This is a genomic window from Flavobacterium sp. RHBU_3 (assembly GCF_046613565.1).
In the GTDB taxonomy this organism is placed as follows: Bacteria; Bacteroidota; Bacteroidia; order Flavobacteriales; family Flavobacteriaceae; genus Flavobacterium.
Genome location: NZ_JBKJHC010000001.1, coordinates 304,108 through 327,208, shown reverse-complemented (window position 1 = coordinate 327,208; position 23,101 = coordinate 304,108). Strand labels below are relative to the sequence as shown.

The following is a 23,101-nucleotide window of genomic DNA, read 5'->3' as shown; positions in this document are numbered from 1 at the left end:
ATGGCAGAAATATCAGTAACACCTACTAAGGGCAAAGAATTTTTAGGCCACCCGGTAGGCTTATACATATTATTTTTTACAGAAATGTGGGAGCGTTTCAGCTTTTACGGCATGAAGGCCCTCCTTATATTTTACCTTACTAAGTATCATTTCTTTTCAGACAACGATGGTAACCACATAGTGGGTAATTATGCCGCGCTGGTATATGCCCTGCCTATTTTGGGCGGTGTACTTGCCGACAGGTACCTTGGTTTCAGGAAAGCCGTAATATTTGGAGCCATTATGCTGGTGCTTGGACACCTGGGCATGGCTTATGAAGGATTCCATGCTTATAATGATGCCGCGGGAAACATTGTACGGGATGAAACTGCCATACAGGCCTTCTATTTATCAATGGGCTTTATAATCATGGGGGTTGGGTTCCTGAAACCGAACATTTCTACCATAGTGGGCCAGCTGTATGAAAAGGAAGACTCGCGCCGCGATGCCGGTTTTACTATATTTTACATGGGTATTAACTTGGGTTCATTTATTGCCACCCTGCTTTGCGGCTGGCTTGGCGAAACCTATGGCTGGAGCTACGGATTTGGGGCTGCGGGTATAGGTATGCTTTTAGGGCTGGTTTCTTTTATATTGGGTCAAAAACACCTTTTAGGCAAAGCCGAACCAAAGAACCCTGCATTGCTTAAAGAGAAATCACCGGTAGGCATTAACAAAGAATGGCTTATTTACATACTTTCTATTGCCGGAGTATTTGTATGCTGGCAGCTGGTACAAAACCATGCCGTAGTAGGCAGTATCCTTACCATAGTTTCGCTTGCAGTTGTAGCTTACATACTTTACTTTATCATAAAAGAATGTACACCACAAGAAAGAGGACAAATGCTGGTGCTGCTTGTATTAATCGTATTTACGGTAGTATTCTGGGCGCTGTTTGAGCAGGCATATACATCAATGAACCTGTTTGCCGACAGGATTGTAGACCGCAATACACAATTCGGGGAAATAAAGGCATCGCAGTTTCTTTCGCTTAATGCTTTGTTTATAATTATATTTGCCCCAATCTTTGCCTGGATGTGGATAAAGCTTTCTAAAGTAAGGCTTGAGCCTAACACAGCTGTAAAGTTTGGTTTGGGTATTGTGTTTGCCGGTTTAGGCTTCGGGGCGCTGGTACTGGGTATAAAAAGTGCCGACAGTTTTGGCAAAGTTGCACCCTTCTGGCTTATTGCCGCATACCTGCTGCATACCTTTGGCGAATTGTCGCTTTCACCTGTAGGGTTGTCTGCTGTAACCAAATTATCTGTACCAAAAATTGTGGGCTTTATGATGGGGGTTTGGTTCCTTGCCACTGCCAGTTCGGAGTTTATTGCTTCAGTACTTGCTAACATAGCAAGTGTAGACACCGAGGGTGGCCAGGTAACCGATACAGCAGGTGCACTTGCAGCATACTCTGACTTGTTTGGCTTCCTGTTTATTACAGGCCTTATAGCAGGTGTAATATTGCTACTGCTTTCGCCGCTACTGAAAAAACACATGCACGGCATTAAATAATTTTGTAAAAACAACTAATAACTATATATGTCATCAACAACGACAACAACACAAAACGACTTTTTTAAAGACTCTGTAATGGGGCACCCTGCAGGGCTATTTGTCCTGTTTTTTACCGAAATGTGGGAACGTTTTTCATATTACGGTATGCGTGCTCTGTTAGTACTTTTCCTTACAGCTTCAATTTTTGGGGATAATCCCGGATGGGGATGGCCACGAGAGCATGCTCTGGCTATTTACGGGTCTTATACTGCCCTTGCATATCTTACCCCTATCTTAGGTGGCTACATAGCCGACAGGATTATAGGCTACCGCTGGGCTGTAGTTGTGGGAGCTGTACTTATGACTTTAGGTCACTTAAGTATGGCTATAGAGGTTGACCACTTTTTTATGTACTTAGGACTGGTACTTCTTGTTATCGGTAACGGTTTCTTTAAGCCAAATATGACATCAATTGTAGCCCATATGTACAAAAAACATCCGGAGAAAAAAGACGGTGCATATACCATATTCTATATGGGAGTTAATGCTGGTGCTTTCCTTGGAATGTTACTATGTGGATACATTGGAGAAAGCCCTGAATGGGGCTGGAGTTATGGTTTCGGACTAGCCGGTATCTTTATGTTCTTCGGTATGCTTCAGTTTTATTTTACCCAAAATATTTTTGGTGAAATAGGCCTAAAACCAGTTGTTGACACCGTTGATACAGATGAAGATCCTGCTGTAGCTCAAAGAAATCCATTTTCTAAGTTTGATCTTGTATTAATTGCTATTACATCTATAATCGGACTTACTTGGATTATTAACGACCCATTAGTTGCAATATCTGGAGGAAAATACAATGCTTTTCCATTTACTGTAGGAAAACTTAGCGGACCTAATTTTGCTATAATTTTAGCTCTTGGTCTTTTCTTGGTTGTTCTTGTAAAAAGGATATCACAATATACTGCGGTTCTTAGAGACAGGATGATTGCTATCATCATTCTTGCTGTCATAACCATGTTCTTCTGGGCCTCATTTGAACAAGCCGGAGGGTCTATGACTATATTTGCAAGTGATTATACTGCTCGTGTACTTGAAGGAAATTCTAAAATAATATTCAATATTGTAAATACGCTTATTACAATAATACCACTTGGACTTATTACCTACGTACTTTCAAAATTATTCATGCAAACATTTAAAAGATTTGCATTAGGTAATGTCATACTTTCATTAAGTTTTGTGATTATTTGGGTAATCGTTATTTACATGCTTAAAGAGCAATACTATCAGGAAAAATCTGAAGTTCCGGCTACATGGTTTGGTGTATTAAACTCTTTGTTCATCATTACTTTTGCGCCATTGGTTTCTAAAGTTTGGGAAAGTAAATACAATCCATTTGCTACTTTTAAAAATGGCTTTGGTATGATTTTACTAGGTATTGGCTTTGCTGTACTTGCTTATGGTTCAAGCGATATAGAACCTGGGGCAAAAACGGCTGCTGTAAGTATGGTGTGGCTTGTCCTTGCGTATTTTTTCCACACAATGGGAGAACTGTGCATTTCACCGGTAGGCCTTTCTTATGTTAGTAAATTAGTTCCCGGCAGGATGATAGCCATCATGTTCGGTATATGGTATCTGGCTATTGCTATTGGAAATAAGATAGCAGGTACTATGGGAGGAATGATAGATGAAATTACATCTCAGTATTCAATGACAACTTTCTTCCTTATATTTACAATAATTCCGGTTGTATTAGGTCTTATAATTATGGCGCTTACACCGCTGCTCAAGAAATTAATGCATGGTGTACACTAAAATTTCGGCACCATTTTTGGTCTTGTCCCATTAAACATAAAATATATGAAGAAAGTAGTATTTATCCTTTTTATAGCCCTGGCTTCGCTTACAGCACAAGCGCAGGAACTGGAGTGGCATACCGATGTGGCTAAGGCTACAGCGCTTTCAGAAAAAACCAAAAAGCCCCTGCTGCTGTTCTTTACAGGAAGCGACTGGTGCGGATGGTGCATGAAACTGCAAAAAGAAGTGCTAAAAACGCCTGAGTTTGCCAAATGGGCAAAAGACAACGTAATCCTTCTAGAGCTTGATTTTCCTCGCCGTACACCACAAAGCGATGCCCTTAAAACCCAGAACCAGCAGTTACAGCAGTTCTTCCACGTAACCGGGTTTCCTAAAGTGTGGTTTGCAAATGCTACAAAGACTGCTGAAGGCAAAATAAGCTTTGAAGCCTTGGGCGAAACCGGTTATGTTGCCGGTGGGCCTACAGTTTGGCTTGATGGCGCAAACAAGATCATCAGGAAGAGTTAATACTCCCTTACACATACGCATAAAAAAAGCTCCTTTTTAGGAGCTTTTTTTATGACTTTATTATTCTGCTATTCCGTTTTTTTAAGTTGCTGGCCTTGCGGAACTGCCGCAGGTATAGCGTTTTCTTTTACTGGTATTGCAGGAGCATCCTTTTCTTTTTGAGTTGTCCCTGCTTTTATAGGTGTTTTACGCTCGGCTTTTTTAGGAGCCTCTTCTACTTCACCTTCTTTCTTTATCCTGTAAAAACCGCCCACAGGGTGCTTACCGGCACAGGTACAGTTTCCAAAAACATCACTCTTTTCAAATATAAGGTTGTTTTTATGTTCATCATACCATTTGGTAAGGGCTTCCTTAAGCGCTTTGCGCTTTTTAATATCCTTAAGCTCTTTGGTATAAAACTTCCAGCTGTCTGAATAATCAGATACTTTCTTGCCTGCAAGTTCTTCTACCGGCATATCGTGTATTGTTTCCCTAAGCGCCATAAGAGCTACATCGCCCATAAGGTAATGGCCTTTACCATCGGGTAGTTTTGCCTGGGTAGCCTCGGTATTGTCTATGGCAGCCAGCAGGTACGGCACGGCCTTAAGGCGGTAATCGTTTATTACCTTCCAGAACAGGTGGTCGCCACACCCCGAGTTGTATTTAAACTTAGCCTTTTCGTCGGCTACAATGGTAGTATCTGATTTACACACCGGCACATCCATAACATACAAAAGGTTGTTAACCGCTGCGGCTGTTTTTTCATCCTGGGTTTGGGCATTTGCAAAAAACGGCAATGCTAAAAAGAGTATTGCTATTAGTTTCTTCATAGTTTTTAATTTGTTTTGCCCAAATATACAAAACCGAAATAAGCTATGCCAAGCCCTAAACAGAAATTAAGAATTACCACACCTCAAGCCTATAGGCACTATCCCAAAACATATACTCTAAACGGCTGGCATATACAAAGGCTTCGGTCATCTGTTCGCGCTGTATCGGCGTAGCCTGAGAGGCCGCTATATCGGTCAGCATTATGGCTTTTTCTACTAACAACCCGAAATCCTCACCCGCATACGTAGCTATCCAGGTTTTATACGGATTGTTTTCTGTCTTGGCAGTACTCACAATATAATCTCCCACTGCCTTGTAAATCCAGAAGCAGGGCAACACCGCAGCCAACCCCACACAGGCATCGGCACCATAGGCCACGCTTTGCAGGTAACTGATATAATGATGGCACGCAGGTGAAACCGGCACACGCCCCACTACCCCAAATTCCTTAAAATACGAATCGTGCAGGGCGCGCTCCACCACCACAGCTCCTTCCGCAAAACGGATGTACTGTAGCATGGCATCAACATCTATAAGCTTTGCTCCGGTTACGGCAAGCGCTTTGGCAAAATGCTCCAGGTAGTGCGCATCCTGTTGCAGGTAGTACTTAAATTTTTCTACATCAAGGGTGCCCGCAGCCAGTTCGGTAATAAATGGCATTGCGGTTATTTTATGGTATACGGGCAGTGCAGCCTGCCACGCGGTTTCACTCCATTTCATTTTTTATGAGTTTTTCAGGGTTAAAAAAATGGTTCAGCGGCCCATGCCCCGTTCCGGTAAGCACATCGGCTCCGGCTACTATGGCATTATGTACGTAGTCCTGCGCCTGCCCTACCGCCTGAGGCAGTGCATAGCCTCGTGCCAAAAAAGCAGCAATAGCACTACTGAGCGTACAGCCCGAACCATGCATGTTTTGGGTGTCTATTTTTTCGGAAGTAAAAGCTATAGGCGCTTTATCTGCCTCATATAGCAACGAAGTCAGGTGCGCAGTGGTGAGGTGCCCTCCTTTTAGTAATAGAGCCTTGCATCCCAGTTCCATTATTTTATCTCCTGCGGTGTGCATTTCGTTTACTGATGCTATGGGCATGCCGGCAAGCAGCGCAGCTTCGTCAAGGTTTGGTGTAATGAGCGTAGCTATAGGGAACAGCTTTTCTACCAGGGCTGATACGGTTTCTTCCTCAATAAGCCTGTGCCCTGAGGAAGCTATCATTACCGGATCGAACACTACCGGTATTTCCGGATAATCGGCCAGCGTGTTGGCTATGGCTTCTACCAATGCCGGTGTATGCACCATGCCTATCTTTATGGCATCCGGGCGAATATCGGTAAGTACTGCCTCCATTTGCGCTTTTACAAAATCAGGCGGCACACTGTGTATGCCCGTTACCCCCAAAGTATTTTGTGCCGTAAGCGCCGTAATAACACTGGTGCCAAAACAGCCCAGTGCCGAAAAGGTCTTGAGGTCGGCCTGGATGCCTGCCCCACCCCCTGAATCAGATCCGGCTATGGTAAGCACCACGGGATATTTATATTTTCTTTCAATCATGGTTTTCAATTTGTTTCAAGATTTCCATTGCTGCAAGCTTTGGGTCAGCCGCCGCACAAATAGCCGATACCACCGCAATACAATCGGCTCCGGCTTTTATTACCGCACGGGCATTAGCGGCATTCATATTGCCAATAGCCACAAGGGGTACATCCGTAAGGCTGCGGATTTTTTCAATACCGGAAAGACCCCATTCGGTAACGGTATCGGTTTTGGTGACCGTATTAAAAACCGGGCTTACGCCAAGATGGTTTACATACTGCATTTGTTCGCTGTCCAACTGCTCTAAATACTCTACCGACCAACCCAAATGTTGGCACTCAGGCCACAACCGCTTTACTTCTTTGGGCGGAAGGTCGTTGTTACCCACATGCAGCCCGGCAGCATTTACAGCCATTGCAACTTTAATTTTATCGTTTATGATAAGCGGTACGTTGTAGGTATCAAGCAGTGCTTTAAGTTGCCGTGCTGTTTCGGTGAACGCGGCAGTGGTTTTATGCTTTTCGCGAAGCTGCACCACATCTACCCCACCCCGCACAGCCTGTTCGGCTACCCAAAGCAGGCTGCGCCCCGCACAGGCTTCCTCGCTTATTACCAGGTACAGCTTAAACGGAAACGGATGCACTGTGCTCAACACTAACAATTTCTAAAAACTCGGCTTCGGTAATATTGTGTAGTTTATCTAACAGGTTTACTTGTAAACTGCCCGGCCCAGCCGATTGTTTCTCAGCGAGTTCGCCTGCCACACTTAGCAGTGCCATTGCAGCTGCCGTAGCCTGCACCGGATTTGCAGCATCATTTGCTACAAAAGCCCCTATCAGGGCGGTGGCACTACAGCCCAGTCCGGTAACTTTTGTCATCAGTTCATGGCCGTTTTTAAGGAAAACCTTCTCATCACCCGAAACCACTATATCTACAGCCCCCGAAATACACACTACCGCCCCAAACGTTTGGCTCAGCCATAGTGCTGCCTGTACTGCTTCGGTACTTTGATGAGTGCTGTCTACGCCTTTGGTTTTGGTTTGAGATGCTTTTGCCAAAGCCATAATCTCGGAAGCATTACCACGAATAACCGTTGGATTATACTCCAGCAGCTCGGCTACAGTTGCATCGCGGTAGGCAGTAGCCCCTGCCCCCACCGGATCGAGCACCCAGGGTTTGCCTAAATCATGAGCCTTTGCAGCAGCCTTCAGCATGCTTTCTACCCAGTATTCGCTAAGGGTGCCTATGTTTATTACCGTAGCACCGCACAGTGCTACCATATCTTCCACTTCGGGGTGGGCATGTGCCATAATGGGCGATGCTCCGGCGGCAAGCAGGGCATTTGCGGTATTGTTCATTACCACATAATTGGTAATGTTATGTACTAAGGGTGCATTTTGTTTTACAGAAAGGATGGATTCCCAAAGAGACTCTTTCATATTTTATGGTTTTTATCGTTAAAATATGGCTATAGAGCCTCCTGATACAGAAGACAGAATGTAGTAAGTGCTACGCTTTTCCCTACGACGGTATAAGCCGTGTCAGGTTCAAAGGGACTCTCTCAATTCTTTTCAGAATACCCCTAAAGCCGAAACGAAGATAGGCATTATTTGTTTCAGGTTTAAAGTTTCAGGTTTAAAAGTTGCTGTAGCCGTAAGGTAACCATCAAAATCATAAAAGAGCAAACTAGATAGATACCTAGTCACTAAAACAGTTAAGAAAAAGAAGTATGACATAGCAGAAGCTACGCTTCACATAGCTATGTGGGGAATTTATTCCCTATCCTGCCTTTTATATAAATAGAGAAATCTATGCACCTATGTGGTTAGATAAATTTACAGGAAACTATAAAAATCCGTTCATAAAGTTTGGCAATAAAAAAAAGGGCCGAAGCCCTTTTGGAAAAAAATCAGGAAACTAAAACTATTATTAAAAACTGTTGTCGCCATCGAGCAAATTGCCCAGGCCACCCAGTATACTGCCTTCACCTCTTTGTTGCCCGCCTCCCTGCGGAGCTGCTGCATAAATCCTTCCTGCCAAACGGCTAAACGGAAGCGATTGTATGTACACAACACCCGGACCTTGCAGTGTGGCATAGAACAAGCCTTCGCCACCAAAAAGGGTATTTTTTATACCTCCTATAAATTCTATATCATAGTGCACCGACGGCGAAAAGCCCACGATACAACCGGTATCGACCTTAAGCACTTCGCCCGCTGCAAGCTCCTTGCGTGCCAGTGTACCACCTGCGTGTACAAACGCCAGTCCGTCGCCTTCCAGTTTTTGCATAATAAAGCCCTCGCCACCAAACAGGCCCCGGCCTAATTTGCGTGAAAACTCTATACCTACCGAAACACCTTTGGCAGCACATAAAAACGCGTCTTTCTGGCAAATGAATTTACCGCCAAACTGCGTTAGGTCTATAGGTACTATTTTACCCGGATACGGCGATGCAAAGCTTACTTTACGCTTACCGTGCCACTGGTTAAGGAACACCGTCATGAAAAGGCTTTCGCCTGTAAGCAGGCGCTTACCTGCACTAAACAGCTTGCCCATAAAACCTGAGTCCTGGTTAGTACCATCACCAAAAATGGTTTGCATCTGTATGCCGCTGTCCATCATCATAAAGCTTCCTGCTTCGGCTACTACGGCTTCCTGAGGGTCGAGCTCTATTTCTACATATTGCATTTCTTCGCCAAAAATCTGGTAATCTATTTCGTGTGCGGTCATTTCTGTTGTTTTTTGATTTTAATGATTTGAATAATTAGACTCAAATACCAAAAAAAAGTTACAGCCCGCCGCCATTATTTTTTACAACGCTTCGGTAGGTAACGGCATGGCAGTATTAGCATCCGCATTTTTAACCCGCACCCTGCCCGAAGCAAACGGGTGTGCTATACCGGCAAAACCACCCCAAAAGAAATACCACATCAGCTCGGTAAGCGGTATATTCCCAAAAAGGATGATGCCCCATGGATTGGTACCATATAACAGCCAGTATTTTTGCCAATAGGTGGTATTAAAAATATCGAAAAGGGGAACGTAAACAATAAGTATAACGATGAGCATTAAAAACGCCGATAGTACCGACTGCATAAGCAAATCAGGACGCAGTACCAGCACAAACACTGTGAAGAAAACAAAGCAAATACAGCTTGTAATCATGGAATTGAAGCCCAGCACGGTATTAAAAAGCATCATAAGCCCTATACCGAACGCGAACATCCCTAAAAACAGCTTCTTGTAATTCCTGGCGGTTTTTTCGTATTGTGCATTAAACAACACCTCATACACAATTGCCGAAAGGCCTGTAACCGCAAAACCAAACAGGAAATCTTCTATAAAAACTATCTTGTAACCAAACAGCCCCGGCGGACGCCAGTAATCTGAAAAATACCAATACTCTGCCGGTGGTGCCATGAGCCCGCCAAACAGCCCGGCACGAATCATCTTTTTGCGCAATTGCGGCCTGTTTACAAAAGCCCACAGCCACGGGATGATTAAAGCAACTGCGATTCCGAAAAACACAAACCTGTCATTAATGCTGATGTTAAGGAATACGCCCGAAAGCGAAAAACTGTGAACTATTGGCGGCATACTATATGGTTTTCGTTGAAAAACCAAATTTAACACTTTTTTGTAAGAACAAAACAGAACGATACCTAAAAAACAACAAACTAAAAAATCAATCCTTACGGATACATGCCATTTTTGTAATACCAGACACCGGAAATGTTCTGAAATTCCGAGCGTTCATGGTGTACCTGCGGACGCAATGCACTATCCAGGTAATATGCCTTAAACTCTACAATGGCACCTTGTGAATACAATACCTCAAGCTTTACCCAGTGGCAACTTTTAGCCCAGGCAAGAATGTCTTTTTTGTTATGATGGCGGCGCTCTGCGGGTGCAGTAGTGTTATAAATATAATCGGCATCGTGTAGCGTATAGGCAGTATACCGAGATCGCATAAGCGCTTCAGGGGTTTCGGGTGTTGCGTTTCCCGAGACATATTTTTCGCAGCATTGTGAAAAACTTTTACCCGAGCTGCAGGGACAATTATTATCCATACTAAGTATTTTAGGCAAATGTACTTTTTAACTAAAAAAAAGTGAACGCAACTGTAACAAAAAATATAAGATAACGTCTATTGTATTGAGTTCAGTCATCAAAATCAATCTACGAAGAAAAAGTAACGGCCACGCCGGAATGAAAAAGAAAAAGTAAAAAAGATTTTACCCTCGCGTCCTGCGGGGGGTTTCTTTTTTAGCCCATATCCTCCCCTGCCCGGCAATGACAGTAGCCAAACCACGGAGCAGAGGAAAGAGAAAGGCGGCACTCAAAAAAAATACATTAACTATGTTTTCTGCTAAAGGCCTTTTTAAAGGAGGGGGAGACGGGCGCTACCATACGCCCGCCTGATTTTACAAAATATATGAATTACCATGTTGGATGCAACTTAAAGCCGGCAGGATTCGACCTGTGAGAATAGGGGCAAAAATTTATCGAAATTTTTATTGGGCGGAAAATCCCGAATTCTACATCCGTACCGGCTTTGAGGATAAACAGAACTACCGTTTATTTTTAACTCCATTAAAAACTAAAACCGGGTAAAAGCTTTGCTGTTCAAAGCCCTACACTTATTGTTATATCCCGGCACAAAGATGCGCGAAACTCACCCTACTACTACGGTAGGAATTACCTGATTTTTAAAAAAGGGTAAAATTACCCGTGAGGAATTAGCTATAAAAAGAGGATTTATACTGTCTTGTTCCATTTCGAGCGAAATGCAGTGAAGCCGAGACACCGAAGGTTCAACGAAGTTAAATCTCTACATAAACATGTTTAAAATGAGATTTCTCCACTCCGCTGCGCTCCGGTCGAAATGGAAGAAAATAAAGTTATTTTAGTCACTACCTTATCATGGGTAGTTCTTCTACACTTATAACTTGGTTTTGTATGGCATAGATAACCAGTCCGGCTATGTTCTTAGCCCCCGTTTTTGCAAACAGGTTGTTTTTATGCCCTTCGGCGGTACGCTGGGTTATGTACAGCTCATCGCCTATTTCCTTAGCGGTTTTTTGCATGCATATAAGACGCAGTACTTCCGTTTCGCGTTCAGACAGCAGTTCTTCCTGCTGCAGCGCAGGGCGTGGCGCCTTACCCGATATTTGTCCGCGCAGCGCCTCCAGCTGTTCGTCTTTAAAATAATATCCCTGGCGGCTTACTGTACGAATAACATCGAGCAGCTCGGCAGGCGAAACACCCTTTGGCAAAAAGGCAGCAGCCCCGGTTTTCAGTAAAAACCCGGTAAACCCTTTCTGGTAGTGCGATGATACTATTACTGCCCTTATAGAAGGGTATTGTGCCTTAAGGTATTCGGTTACGGCTATGCCGTCCATACCATCCATACGCAGGTCCAGTAATACTATTTTTGGTAATACTTCCACACTTTGCAGTGTATCTATAAGCTCTTTTCCGCTGGTAGCTGTAAACAGTACTTCCACATCGGGGCAGGCATCAAGGTAATTGGCCAAAAGGCTTACAATAAGCGCGTCGTCGTCAGTAATTGCTACAGGTATTTTTTCCATGGTGGTTATGATGGTATAGTAACAAAGTTAACAATACCAACAATAGCTTCAAAGGAGGAAAGTAGCCTAGAGGTGCATTTTTTCTTAAATGTCACCAATTTTACCTTTTTGATTGCAGTAAAACCCCACATTTATAAACCTTTAGAAGAAATTGGCGATTTTGATATTTTAAGATTTTTTTAAGAACTAAGGTCTAAAAAAACTTTTTTAACCTTCTTAAAACGTTAAAAAACTAAAAATACACCCCTTAAAATTATTAACCACGGGCTCACATTTGTTACGCTTTTGCCAGTAGTATGGCGCGGGTACCTTTACCGGGTGCTGATTTTATACGGCAATGCCCACCCAGGTATTGGGCACGCATTTCAAGGCTGCCAAGGCCGAGTCCGTTCTTTAGCAACGATACATCAAATCCTTTACCGTTGTCGCCCACCAGCAGCGCCATACTGCGCCCGGTATGCCTGTATACTACCGTTACCTTAGCGGCACCGGCGTGCTTTACGGTATTGGTTATAAGTTCCTGTACTATACGTATGATTTGTATTTTGGCCTGTGGCGAAACTTCTGCCGGGGTACGCACATCGGCAATAAAATCGATATGCAGTTTTTGCCTCCAGGGTTCCAGCAGCCCTTCCAGCAGTTCTGCCACCGAGGAGAATTCTATAAGTGGCGGCATCAGGTCGTGCGATATGCGGCGGGCTTCGGCTATGCTATCGCCCAGCATCAGTTCTATTTCTTCAGGAGTTTTGGCCAGTTGGGCTTTCATCCGTATTACGCTGAGCTTGCCTATAAGTCCGTCGTGCAAATCAGTGGCTATACGGTTTCGTTCTTTTTCCTGTGCAAGGAGGCCGGTTTCCAGCAGCTTCTTTTGGTGGTCTATTTCCAGGCGTGCCTGGCGCAGGTTTGCCTCGGTCATCTTCTTATAGCCTGTGTGCATTATTTTTACTACAAAAAGAATAATAGTAAACACAAGCACCATTACTATTGCTATCCAAAGCGCGATTACCTTAGGATCCTGCCATTTTTCCATCCGACCGTTTTTGCTTAAAAAGAAACTTCACACAAAAATAGGGAATTAAATTTTTAAACCCCAACCGTAGCGGGGAAGATGGGAGTATTAGTCAAATCTTAACTATTTACGCGAACATGCCCCATTGCATACCGCAGTATGCGTGAAGATAAAAACCCGTAGAAGCCCACGATGGAAAGTGTATGCGTCATCCAGAAGGCGAACTTAACATCGGTAGGTGCATTTACCATAAAATTAAACGGCAGGAAAAAAACCGTATTAAAGGTAAAGTACATTATAACCACCAGATTAAACCAAAAACCGTTGTGGGTGGTAGCTGCACCTTTGCCCGACATGGCATCGTTTAGCACTACAAAGGCCATACCCAGCACTACCAGGTCTTCGGCTACCTTACTGTAAGGCTGGTACACGTGCGGATTAGCCTTATGCAGGGTAAAGTAGTAAATAAACTCTATGATAATAAGCAGCGCAGCAGCCACAAAAGGCGGCAGGAAAATGCGCCTGAATTTACCAAACAGGTAAAACGTACGGTAAAAATATGCGAAGAAGCACAACTCTATGAGGGCAAACACGGGCAAGGCCATGTGGTTATTACCAAACATTTTGCCCAAAATACTGATGGAATACTCCATAGCCAGCATGAGCATAAGGTATACCAGAAGCGATTTGTGGTAACGATCAAGCCGCCTGAAAAATAATAACAATACTGCTACAGCAGCCAAAAGCCCATAGCGGTAAACATTAACCAGTATTGTAGCAACATCAATAATCTTCATTTCTTTTATATATCATCTGTTCTTATAAGAACAGCAACAAAACCCTCCTCTGCTCATACCTGCTTTTTCAAACTCCCATTTTTACGGGCATTCATAATAATGTCAATAATCAAATAGGTATAAAATGTATAGACAAGAAAAACATTAAAAATCCAAAAATAAAATTTAAGCCCGGTTGTTTCATTCACCATAAAGTTGAAAGGAAGAAAAAAGATGGTACTAAGTGAAAAACTGATTAGAAAAACCATGTTTAAAGAAAAATTTTCCCAACGTGATTCATTATAGGTTGTCATTTTCTCCAACAGATACGTAAGTGAAAAAACAATAATTACAAAATTATCTACCACCTTGGCATACGGCTGGTATTCCTGCGGTGAAACCTGGTGGTAGATAAAATTGTAAAAAAATTCAAATGCAATGTATATAAGTCCCACACCTCCTAATATCATTGTAAAAGAATGCTTTTTTTTAAACAGATATATTTTAAATAAGAAGATAAAAAAAAACAATTCAGCAATACAGTATAATGGCAATACAATGTGATTAAAACCAAAAGTTGCACCTATAAAGCTTGAGACGAGCTCTGTAAACGTCATCAAACCAAGATAATACACAATAAACCTCCTTAACCCATCTAAACTCTTAAAGAGAAAAGCGGAAATAATAAGACTTAAAATTAAATATCCAGTCCCACAATCAGACAAAAAACTTACTAAAGAACCCAAACTCATCAAACTACAGTGTCAATAAATAAAAATTTGTTATTAAAGCCGATGCAGGCATAGGAGGTATGGCTTTAGTGAAATCCTCATACACCTTGGTAGCTTGTGCAGTATCATAAGTAATTAAATCTGCCAAAAAGCCTGTAGTATTACCCAGTGTGGCATTCAGGGCCATGTTCACTTTATTGCTGCCTTCGGCAAAGTCTATCTGGTCTACGGCAAACACCTGGAAAACGCCATCGGTAGTAAGCGACTGTTGTGGCAGCCATGTCCTGTAATTGTTTTTCCAGGCATTCATACGCTGCATGGCTACTAAACTACTAATTTCATTACCACCCAATACCAAATTAACCTTACAAGGCTGTGTGTATCGGTTAAAATCTGCACTATAAGCAGAGTTGTCATATTTATCAGGAATAACAAAGAAATACAATTCCCTGTCGTATATACCCGGGTACATATGCACCTCTACCGAATCGGCTACGGTTTGTTTTGTGTAGTAAAAAGCCGCTTTGTTTTCAAAAAGGCCTACTACATAGTCTATATCATTTACAATCTTATCGCGCCACAGATTCATGGCATCTTTAATCATTTCAGTAGTAAACACTACCGGAGCTCCAACATTTTGTTCCATAATTGGTTATGATTTTGGTTTAAGAAACTTCTAACACTTGTAAAGTTAACGGATATTTTAAAACCTTAAAACAATTCACCCATCAAAAATGCACACTTATTATTTTTATAATATTTAAAAACACAATTTGGTAATATTTTTTTTTGCACCACTACCAAGCTATAAACAACTATATTTTAGCCACCTACATACACACTACACAAATACACAGTGGCAATACTGCACTTTTTTAGAAACATTTCAAAAAAGTGCTTGTTTTATTAAAATATGGTTGTATATTTGCACTCGAAACAACGCGGGATAGAGCAGTAGGCAGCTCGTCGGGCTCATAACCCGAAGGTCACAGGTTCGAGTCCTGTTCCCGCTACTAACACAAACCCATCAGTACAACTGGTGGGTTTTTTGCATATAAAACTACTTTTATGGATTTTGTGGTTTATATTTTGTACTCCGAAAAACACTGCAAAACCTACGTGGGGTATACCTCGGACCTAATTTCAAGATTCAAATCACACAACCAACTCTCAACTAAAGGCTATACCATTAAATACCGCCCCTGGAAAGTTATACATATTGAATTCTATCCGGATAAAAAAAGCGCAATGGCACGCGAGAAATACTTAAAAACCGGAGCAGGCAGGGACTATATAAAAACGCTATTACCAAAGTAAGCTCATATCCGCCGCGGCGGACACAGGTTCGAGTCCTGTTCCCGCTACTAACACAAACCCATCAGTACAACTGGTGGTTTTTTTTGTATATAAAATTACTTTTATGGATTTTGTGGTTTATATTTTGTACTCCGAAAAATACAGCAAAACCTACGTGGGGTATACCTCGGACCTAATTTCAAGATTCAAATCACACAACCAACTCTCAACTAAAGGCTATACCATTAAATACCGTCCCTGGAAAGTTATACATATTGAATTCTATCCGGATAAAAAAAGCGCAATGGCACGCGAGAAATACTTAAAAACCGGAGCAGGCAGGGACTTTATAAAAACGCTATTACCAAAGTAAGCTCATATCCGCCGCGGCGGACACAGGTTCGAGTCCTGTTCCCGCTACAAAGTAAGCCGTTCTAACGAACGGCTTTTTTTATACACTAAAGTTAAAGGCATTTAATATATTGTAAAAAGGCATATAAAAGAACAAAGGCAGCCATGAGGCTGCCTTTGTTCTTTTATATAAACGGGTATTATTTACCAAAAAGTTTATCTTTCCAGGTTTTCGGCTTAGTAACTTCAGGACCATAACCGTAACCGTAACCGTAACCATAGCCATAACCGTAGCCATAACCGTAGCCATAACCATAGCCATATCCCGCTTTACTACCGGTATCATTAAGAAGTACCGCCATATTAGGCAGTTTCTTCTCTGTATACAAGGTTTGCGGTACAGCAAGAAGCCTTTTATCAAGATAATTAGCCCTAACCACGTACACAAAACAATCGGCATGCTTAGCAAGTATCTGAGTATCTGTAACAAGACTCACAGGAGCCGTATCAACAATAATATATTCGTACTCATCTCTCAGCATATCAAACATCTCCTCCACCTTTTTACTCATAAGAAGCTCTGCAGGGTTTGGAGGGATGATACCCGGAGGAAGTATAAAGAACTGATCAAAACCTTCCTGCTGTATTATAAAGTCTTTAATATCGGCATCCTTTGCTGAAAGGTAATTAGTAAGACCTTTACTTGGCACATTGATATACTCGTCAAGTTTAGGATTCCTGATATCCATAGCCAAAAGCAATACTTTCCTGCCTGTTAAGGCCAGCGTAGCCGCAAGGTTAACCGATATAAATGTCTTACCTTCTTTTGGTATAGTAGACGTAACAAAAATAAGTTTAGCCTTGTCCTCTTCTATCTTATCTGCCAGGATGAACTCAAGGTTAGTTCTTACAATTCGCAGTGACTCTGCGGTACTGGACCTACTGTGCTGGCTAACAAGATCTTTATTAAACTCCGATTTAGGTATATCTCCCAGATAAGGAAGTTTAAGCTTTTGAATATCCGAACTCCTGTTCACTTTTGTATCAAGCAGCTTTAACAGATATATAATTGAGAACGGTATAACAATACCCAAAACTATAGATAAAAGATAAATCAGCTTACGGTTAGGAGAAATCGGCTGCGGATTTGCAAATGCGGCATCTATAACTTTACAGTTTGGCGCAGTAACAGCAAGCGTAATCGCATTTTCTTCTCTTTTCTGTAGCAGGTACAGATAAAGCTGTTCTTTTACCTTCTGCTGGCGGTCTATCTCCCTGAATTCCCTTTCCTGCCTTGGCAACTCGCCTATTTTACCCTGAAACAATTGTTCTTTTGCCCCTATTTCTTTCTGCCTTGCCATAAGTGCAGATTTAAGATTATCAAGACTTTCAAGCACCGTACCCTTTAATGCCAAGATTTGACTCTCAATTGATTTCACAGCTGGGTTAGCATCAGTTGCTGATTCAGTATCAAGCATTTTCCTCCTGCGCAGCACCATATTATTATACTCCTGTATAAGTACTGTAGCATCACTCTCAGGGATAATATTAACCGGAATCACTTCAGAAACATCTTCATAATTCTGCTTAATATTATTAATCATGATATTTACCACACGCATACGTGCCTGTACATCAACAACATTAGCTCCATAAGTACTTGCCGAAGTAAGAAACAGCTGCGTATCTGAAACAATATCCGTAAGGTTATTATTCTTTTTAAAACGCTCTACGCCGGTTTCTACATCCTTCAGCTCATAATTGATAGAATCAAGCCTCTGGTTGATAAACTTTTCAGTATTGGATGCAACTATGTTTTTATCATCTATAGCGTCCTGGTTATACTTTTCTACAAGCATATTAATGTAGTCAACGCCTTTTTCCTTTACCGGGGTAACCAGCGAAAGCTTAAGTACACTACTGGCTTTTTGGTTTACCGGCTCCACATTAAGCATATTTCTGTACGAAGACGCCACGTTATTCATGTTTGCCACACGGATAACCACAACCATTTTCTTCTCGTAAGGTATCAAATCAAAATTTGAAGTAAATACCATATCAGCAAGTTTACCTTTGATTTTTTCACCAAACCTGTAAACCCCCATCTTATGCTCTTCAGCGTCTAACAATTCAAATTTATCCGGCGAAACAAGTTTAACAGAAAACATGGTATCCCTGTCGTTAAACTTCTCAATCCTTTTTAGGAAGTTAACCTTAACCGGAGAAGCTTTATAAACATCAACAGTCCTTACTTTACCGGGCATAAGGTAGCTTACGTTAAAATCAAGGCTGTCTACCGTTTTATAAGCAAGCGTACGCGCTTTTAATATTTCTACTTCGTTATCAAGGTTACTTTTTACCTGGCCTAACAACCCTAAATCATTAAATGCAGATAATTCCGAAGATATACTACCTTTTTTATCGTCTTTAATAAGTATGGTTGAAGAAACACTGTACATAGGGGTAGAATAGCGCAAATACAGAAATGCACCCACTATGCAAACTAGCACAGACAAAATAAACCACCTCCAGTAGTAAAAGTATAAACCAAAAGTTTCGCGTAAATCTGAAGAGGTATTCTCTTCATTTAAAATCATCGGATTATCCTGCATAATTTATCGGGTTAGTAGAGCTATAGTGGTTAGTAATAACGATATAGAAGAAATAATCACCGTGGTATTAGGACCTACACCTGCAGAGTTTACCCTAACTTTATTTGGCTTAATATAAAGCATATCGTTTTGTTGCAGATAAAAACAAGGTGAATTGATTAAATCAGCACTTGTAAGATCAATGGTATAATGAACCTTTTCTCCGCTCACATCCCTGATTAACAATATCTCTTTCCTGTCTCCATAAATAGTAAGATCACCAGCCATAGCTAATGCTTCGGGAAGGCTTATCCTCTCACTTGAAATATTAAACGCGCCCGGCCTTACAACTTCTCCCAAAACGGAAACCTTGTAGTTAAGTATACGCATGTTAACAATGGGTTTGCTGATATATTTGGTTAGCTCTGTATTTAGTTTTGTAAGTGCTTCATCTTTTGTAAGCCCACCCAGCTTTAGCTTACCCAGCACCGGAAAGTCTATTTCTCCATTACGATTGACAAGGTATGTCTGGAATTTATCCTGAACATTAGCAATATCCATAGATGCAGAAGCAGAATTCATAATTGCTGCAAGGGGAAGATTAAAAGGCTCGGCAGCTGCCGGATCTGAAGCAGAGACAATAATTAACAAATTATCATCTGGTTTAATCTTAGTCTCAAAATTAGCGTTACCAACCTGAGAGCCATCTTCCTTGTTCAGACCCCGAAAATAATGAATTCTCTTAGTTGAAACACATGATGTAAGCAAAACAGCAGTCAACACCAGTAAGCCCAGTTTTTTTACCATGTTTTTTATGATTAGGTTATTTTTTTTATGGTTCGTTATTTTCAGCCAACTCTTATGGGCAAATATAATTTTTTATATCTAATTTGGGATTATCCCTCCTAAAAAAATAAAGCTTATGTAACATCTGTATCATCCAGGCTTTCGTATACCGAATTTACACTTACAAACTCCGGAACTATCTGTTTCATCTTACTCACTATCTTAAAGTTATCATTAAAAACACATAATTCTTTTAGCTTTTCTAAGTTGCCCATAAGCACATTTATATCCATGGCAGTATCAGAACTTATCATTATATTTTTGTTATGCGTAGGCAATACCCGGCTATTATCAGAAATAAGTTCTTCATACAATTTCTCACCGGGACGCAAACCTACATAGCGTATTTGTATATCTTCTTCATGTCGCAGGCCTGCCATTTGTATCATCTTTATGACAAGATCTGTTATCTTTACCTGCTTACCCATATCAAAAACGTAAATCTCTCCTCCCTTACCCATAGCACCGGCTTCCAGCACTAAAAGGCAAGCCTCTTTTACCGTCATAAAAAAACGGGTTATATCGGGGTGGGTTACCGTAACCGGTCCTCCGTCTTCTATCTGTTTTTTAATAACCGGCACCACAGAACCGTTACTGCCTAATACGTTACCAAAACGGGTAATAATGTATTTTATCTCTGCGGGTTCGGGCTGCTGTTGTAATTTAGCATGAAGCGCAGTAACATATTTTTCGGCTATAAGCTTACTGGCTCCCATAACATTAGCCGGATTTACAGCCTTATCTGTACTTATCATTACAAATGTACCCACGCCATAACGGGCTGAAAGCTCGGCTACTATCTGTGTGCCTATAATATTTACTAACACTGCCTGCCTGGGGGCTTCCTCCATCATCTGTACATGCTTATAAGCCGCAGCATGATAAACCACGTCGGGCGCATACTTTACAAACAGTCCTTCCATGGCTATAGTATCTGTAACACTAACCAGTTCAGGATAAAAAACCGCCTGAGGTGCCAGCGCCTGAAGTTCCAGCATAAGAAGATACAACGGCGTCTCTGCCTGATCTGCAAGTATAATAGCCTGCGGACTAAAATTAATAACCTGCCGGGCTATCTCGCTGCCTATAGAACCCGCAGCACCGGTAATAAGTATTGTTTTACGGCTTAACTGAGAAAATATAGAGGTTTTATCAAGCACAATGGGCTTACGCTCTAACAATTCTTCAAGCTGGTAATCTTTGTGCCTCATATCTTTCTTGGGGAAACTTTAAACAGGCATTTTTTATTTTACACTATTTACCAGAGCCATTATTTTATCAAAAAGCTCTTCAAGCGTAAGTGTTGTATTATCTACCTCTATAGCATCTACTGCCTTTTGTAGCGGACTGTCTTTACGGTGTGTGTCCTGGTAATCGCGCTCCTCTATATTCTGTAGTACTTCTTCATAGGTTACCTCCCTACCCTGCTCTATAAGCTCGGCAGTACGGCGTTCGGCTCTTGCAGCCGCACCGGCATTCATAAAAAGCTTTAATTCTGCATCCGGAAAAACCACAGTACCTATATCGCGTCCGTCCATTACAATACCTTTTTCCAGCCCCATAGAACGCTGTTGTTCTACAAGCTTTTCGCGCACCTGAGGTAGTGCCGCCACTTTACTCACCAGGTTAGACACCTCCATAGAACGTATTTCACCCTCCACATTTACCCCATTAAGATAAACTTCGCTATGTGCTATCTCTGTATTGTAAACAAACTTAAGGGTTACATTGGGCAAGTGGCTTATAAGTCCCGCTTCATCAAAATGAGTTGGCGATATATATCCTTGCTGTATAGCACACAAGGTCACAGCACGGTACATGGCACCGGTATCTACATATACATAGTTTAGCTTTTTAGCTAACTGTTTTGCAATGGTACTTTTACCGGTCGATGAAAAACCGTCTATAGCTATGGTTATTTTCCTGTCCAAAATAATAAATGTCGATTATTGTATTTTAACAAAACTACGTAAACTATTTAAAAAAACTTGTAAGCACCCCAAAAATACGGTTGTAATCTTCCTCTACCATACCTGTTCCAGACGGCAGGCAAAGTCCCGTTTTAAAAAGCCTGTCGCTTACGCCTAAACCAAAATAAAGACAATCTTTATACAACGGCTGCAAATGCATGGGTTTCCATAACGGACGGCTTTCTATATTTACTTCATCAAAAGCCTTCATGAGCATGGCAGGCGTTTTTCCTGCTGTTTCTTCTTCATTTATAAGAATCACGCTAAGCCAGTGATTACTGTATGCCGTAGCGTCGTAAGTCTTAAAAGGCGAAACACCTGCTATTGTTTCAAAAAAAAGAGCGTACTTATCAAATATTTCACGCTTTACTAAAACCCTATCAGCAAGCACCTTCATTTGCCCGCGGCCTATACCGGCACAAACATTACTCATCCTGTAATTGTACCCCAGGGTACTGTGCTCATAATGAGGCGCTTCATCTTTAGCCTGTGTGGCTAAAAAAACCGACTTATCTTTTAAGGCTCTAGTGCGTGTTACCAGCGCCCCACCACCCGAAGTGGTAATTATTTTATTGCCGTTAAAAGACAGGACAGACATATTACCCAGCGTACCGCAGGGCTGGCCTTTGTAGCTACTGCCAAGGGCTTCGGCACTATCCTCTATTACAGGAATTTCATACTTTTCGGCTACCGCATTAATTTCGTCATGCATATAAGGCATGCCGTATAAATGAACAGCAATGATTGCCTTAGGCTTTTTGCCATGCTTTAGCCTGTGCTCTATGGCTTCTTCAAGCAAATGCGGACACATATTGCCGCTATTAGGTTCGCTATCTATAAATACCGGGGTGGCTCCTACATACAGTACGGGGTTTACTGATGCTGCAAACGTAAGGCTCTGGCACAGCACTTCATCTCCCACACCAATTCCCAGCAACACTAAGGCTAAGTGCATAGCTGCTGTACCCGATGATAAGGCCGCCACGTATTTGTCTTCGCCTAAATATTGTTCTATATCCTGCTCAAATCCCGATACGTTTGGCCCCAGGGGGGCTATCCAGTTTTCCTGAAATGCCTGTTGTATAAAATACAGCTCTTCGCCGCCCATGTGCGGAGGAGAAAGCCAAATCTTTTTATCCTGTGCCGGCATATAATAGGGTTATTGCAGGTATTCTTCTCCGGGCATTTTACCCAAAACAGTATACACTATAAGTTTAACATCCAGCCAAAGGCTTTGATGTTTCTGATAGTTACGGTTTATACGTACCTTATCAGGAAATATTACATAATCATTAAGGTACTGAGGATTTTCGGCTACAGCCAAAATTGCCTCCTCATTAGCATATTTTATACTGGCAGGACCCGTAAGTCCCGGGCGTAGGAGTAGTAACTCACGGTCATCGCCCTGTAATTTATCATAATAACCGGGTAAATCGGGGCGCGGCCCCACAAAGCTCATATCGCCTATTAGTATATTGTACAGTTGTGGCAGTTCATCAATCTTATATCTGCGCATAAACTTGCCTACAGTGGTAACTTCTTTACCATTTTGCGTGTCTTTCATCGACCGAAGCTTGTATATCCTAAAAAGCTTTCCGTACCTTCCTACACGCATTTGTATAAATATACCATTTTCGCCGGTAATCGAAGTAATAAGGATGAAAAAAAGCACTATGATACCACTGCACAGCATTAGCCCCGCAGCTGCAAGGACAATATCAAATACTCTTTTTACCATAGG

General features: G+C 41.8%; 23 protein-coding genes, 1 tRNA gene and 1 riboswitch. Of the genes, 6 read left to right on the top strand and 18 right to left on the bottom strand.

What is annotated here, in order from left to right; genetic code table 11:
- From ACLI1A_RS01510 to ACLI1A_RS01500, 3 genes are read left to right on the top strand one after another with little or no spacing between them, the layout of a single operon-like run.
- Positions 1-1,551 (top strand): peptide MFS transporter, encoded by a 1,551-nt coding sequence (locus ACLI1A_RS01510; protein WP_411405346.1) that lies wholly within the window; start codon positions 1-3, stop codon positions 1,549-1,551.
- 27 nt (positions 1,552-1,578) lie between these two features.
- Positions 1,579-3,351, top strand: a complete 1,773-nt coding sequence (locus ACLI1A_RS01505) for a peptide MFS transporter (RefSeq protein ID WP_411405344.1) — start codon at positions 1,579-1,581, stop codon at positions 3,349-3,351.
- A gap of 45 nt (positions 3,352-3,396) precedes the next feature.
- On the top strand, positions 3,397-3,861 hold the full coding sequence (locus ACLI1A_RS01500) for a thioredoxin family protein (RefSeq protein WP_411405341.1): 465 nt from the start codon (positions 3,397-3,399) through the stop codon (positions 3,859-3,861).
- 68 nt (positions 3,862-3,929) lie between these two features.
- Here ACLI1A_RS01500 and ACLI1A_RS01495 read toward each other — a convergent pair whose 3' ends face one another.
- From ACLI1A_RS01495 to ACLI1A_RS01440, 12 genes are all read right to left on the bottom strand, one after another.
- Complete coding sequence (locus tag ACLI1A_RS01495) at positions 3,930-4,670, bottom strand: hypothetical protein (protein ID WP_411405339.1); 741 nt, start codon at positions 4,668-4,670, stop codon at positions 3,930-3,932.
- A 73-nt stretch (positions 4,671-4,743) separates the two neighbouring features.
- Complete coding sequence (tenA, locus tag ACLI1A_RS01490) at positions 4,744-5,391, bottom strand: thiaminase II (protein ID WP_411405337.1); 648 nt, start codon at positions 5,389-5,391, stop codon at positions 4,744-4,746.
- Positions 5,378-6,217 carry a bifunctional hydroxymethylpyrimidine kinase/phosphomethylpyrimidine kinase gene (gene thiD / locus ACLI1A_RS01485; protein WP_411405335.1) on the bottom strand — a complete coding sequence of 280 codons (840 nt, stop codon included), beginning with the start codon at positions 6,215-6,217 and terminating at the stop codon, positions 5,378-5,380. The genes tenA and thiD overlap by 14 nt, the downstream gene beginning before the upstream one ends.
- Entirely contained in the window at positions 6,210-6,842 is a 633-nt protein-coding gene (gene thiE, locus ACLI1A_RS01480) for a thiamine phosphate synthase (protein ID WP_411405642.1), read from the bottom strand. Before thiE ends, thiD begins: the two co-directional genes overlap by 8 nt.
- Entirely contained in the window at positions 6,823-7,638 is an 816-nt protein-coding gene (thiM, locus tag ACLI1A_RS01475; protein WP_411405333.1) for a hydroxyethylthiazole kinase, read from the bottom strand. The genes thiE and thiM overlap by 20 nt, the downstream gene beginning before the upstream one ends.
- Positions 7,639-7,700: 62 nt before the next feature.
- Positions 7,701-7,793: riboswitch (TPP riboswitch) on the bottom strand.
- A 335-nt stretch (positions 7,794-8,128) separates the two neighbouring features.
- Positions 8,129-8,929 carry a TIGR00266 family protein gene (locus ACLI1A_RS01470; protein WP_411405331.1) on the bottom strand — a complete coding sequence of 267 codons (801 nt, stop codon included), beginning with the start codon at positions 8,927-8,929 and terminating at the stop codon, positions 8,129-8,131.
- Between the two features lie 81 nt (positions 8,930-9,010).
- Positions 9,011-9,796, bottom strand: a complete 786-nt coding sequence (locus ACLI1A_RS01465; RefSeq protein ID WP_411405329.1) for a lycopene cyclase domain-containing protein — start codon at positions 9,794-9,796, stop codon at positions 9,011-9,013.
- Between the two features lie 95 nt (positions 9,797-9,891).
- On the bottom strand, positions 9,892-10,269 hold the full coding sequence (locus tag ACLI1A_RS01460) for a YchJ family protein (protein WP_411405327.1): 378 nt from the start codon (positions 10,267-10,269) through the stop codon (positions 9,892-9,894).
- Between the two features lie 843 nt (positions 10,270-11,112).
- Complete coding sequence (locus ACLI1A_RS01455; protein WP_411405325.1) at positions 11,113-11,790, bottom strand: response regulator; 678 nt, start codon at positions 11,788-11,790, stop codon at positions 11,113-11,115.
- Positions 11,791-12,067: 277 nt separating this feature from the next.
- Positions 12,068-12,820 carry a sensor histidine kinase gene (locus tag ACLI1A_RS01450; protein ID WP_411405323.1) on the bottom strand — a complete coding sequence of 251 codons (753 nt, stop codon included), beginning with the start codon at positions 12,818-12,820 and terminating at the stop codon, positions 12,068-12,070.
- Between the two features lie 98 nt (positions 12,821-12,918).
- Entirely contained in the window at positions 12,919-13,596 is a 678-nt protein-coding gene (locus ACLI1A_RS01445) for a hypothetical protein (RefSeq protein ID WP_411405321.1), read from the bottom strand.
- Between the two features lie 735 nt (positions 13,597-14,331).
- On the bottom strand, positions 14,332-14,952 hold the full coding sequence (locus tag ACLI1A_RS01440; RefSeq protein WP_411405319.1) for a hypothetical protein: 621 nt from the start codon (positions 14,950-14,952) through the stop codon (positions 14,332-14,334).
- A gap of 294 nt (positions 14,953-15,246) precedes the next feature.
- On the opposite strand from ACLI1A_RS01440, the gene ACLI1A_RS01435 reads away from it, so the two are divergent.
- The 3 genes from ACLI1A_RS01435 to ACLI1A_RS01425 all read left to right on the top strand — a co-directional run bounded on the left by ACLI1A_RS01435 (position 15,247) and on the right by ACLI1A_RS01425 (position 15,975).
- A tRNA-Met gene (locus tag ACLI1A_RS01435) sits at positions 15,247-15,319 on the top strand.
- Between the two features lie 55 nt (positions 15,320-15,374).
- Positions 15,375-15,623, top strand: coding sequence for a GIY-YIG nuclease family protein (locus ACLI1A_RS01430; protein ID WP_411405317.1), 249 nt, complete (start codon positions 15,375-15,377; stop codon positions 15,621-15,623).
- A 103-nt stretch (positions 15,624-15,726) separates the two neighbouring features.
- Positions 15,727-15,975: a GIY-YIG nuclease family protein gene (locus ACLI1A_RS01425; protein ID WP_411405315.1), complete on the top strand. Its 249-nt coding sequence runs from the start codon at positions 15,727-15,729 to the stop codon at positions 15,973-15,975.
- A gap of 178 nt (positions 15,976-16,153) precedes the next feature.
- Here ACLI1A_RS01425 and ACLI1A_RS01420 read toward each other — a convergent pair whose 3' ends face one another.
- The 6 genes from ACLI1A_RS01420 to ACLI1A_RS01395 all read right to left on the bottom strand — a co-directional run bounded on the left by ACLI1A_RS01420 (position 16,154) and on the right by ACLI1A_RS01395 (position 23,098).
- On the bottom strand, positions 16,154-18,565 hold the full coding sequence (locus ACLI1A_RS01420) for a GumC family protein (RefSeq protein WP_411405313.1): 2,412 nt from the start codon (positions 18,563-18,565) through the stop codon (positions 16,154-16,156).
- Between the two features lie 3 nt (positions 18,566-18,568).
- Positions 18,569-19,351 carry a polysaccharide biosynthesis/export family protein gene (locus ACLI1A_RS01415; RefSeq protein ID WP_411405311.1) on the bottom strand — a complete coding sequence of 261 codons (783 nt, stop codon included), beginning with the start codon at positions 19,349-19,351 and terminating at the stop codon, positions 18,569-18,571.
- A 113-nt stretch (positions 19,352-19,464) separates the two neighbouring features.
- Positions 19,465-20,601, bottom strand: a complete 1,137-nt coding sequence (locus ACLI1A_RS01410) for a polysaccharide biosynthesis protein (RefSeq protein ID WP_411405309.1) — start codon at positions 20,599-20,601, stop codon at positions 19,465-19,467.
- 33 nt (positions 20,602-20,634) lie between these two features.
- The gene (gene cmk / locus ACLI1A_RS01405) at positions 20,635-21,321 is read right to left on the bottom strand and encodes a (d)CMP kinase (protein WP_411405307.1); all 687 of its coding nucleotides are present in this window, start codon (positions 21,319-21,321) and stop codon (positions 20,635-20,637) included.
- Positions 21,322-21,364: 43 nt separating this feature from the next.
- Positions 21,365-22,510, bottom strand: a complete 1,146-nt coding sequence (locus ACLI1A_RS01400) for a DegT/DnrJ/EryC1/StrS family aminotransferase (protein ID WP_411405305.1) — start codon at positions 22,508-22,510, stop codon at positions 21,365-21,367.
- A 9-nt stretch (positions 22,511-22,519) separates the two neighbouring features.
- Positions 22,520-23,098: a sugar transferase gene (locus ACLI1A_RS01395; RefSeq protein WP_411405303.1), complete on the bottom strand. Its 579-nt coding sequence runs from the start codon at positions 23,096-23,098 to the stop codon at positions 22,520-22,522.
- Between the last annotated feature and the right edge of the window lie 3 nt (positions 23,099-23,101).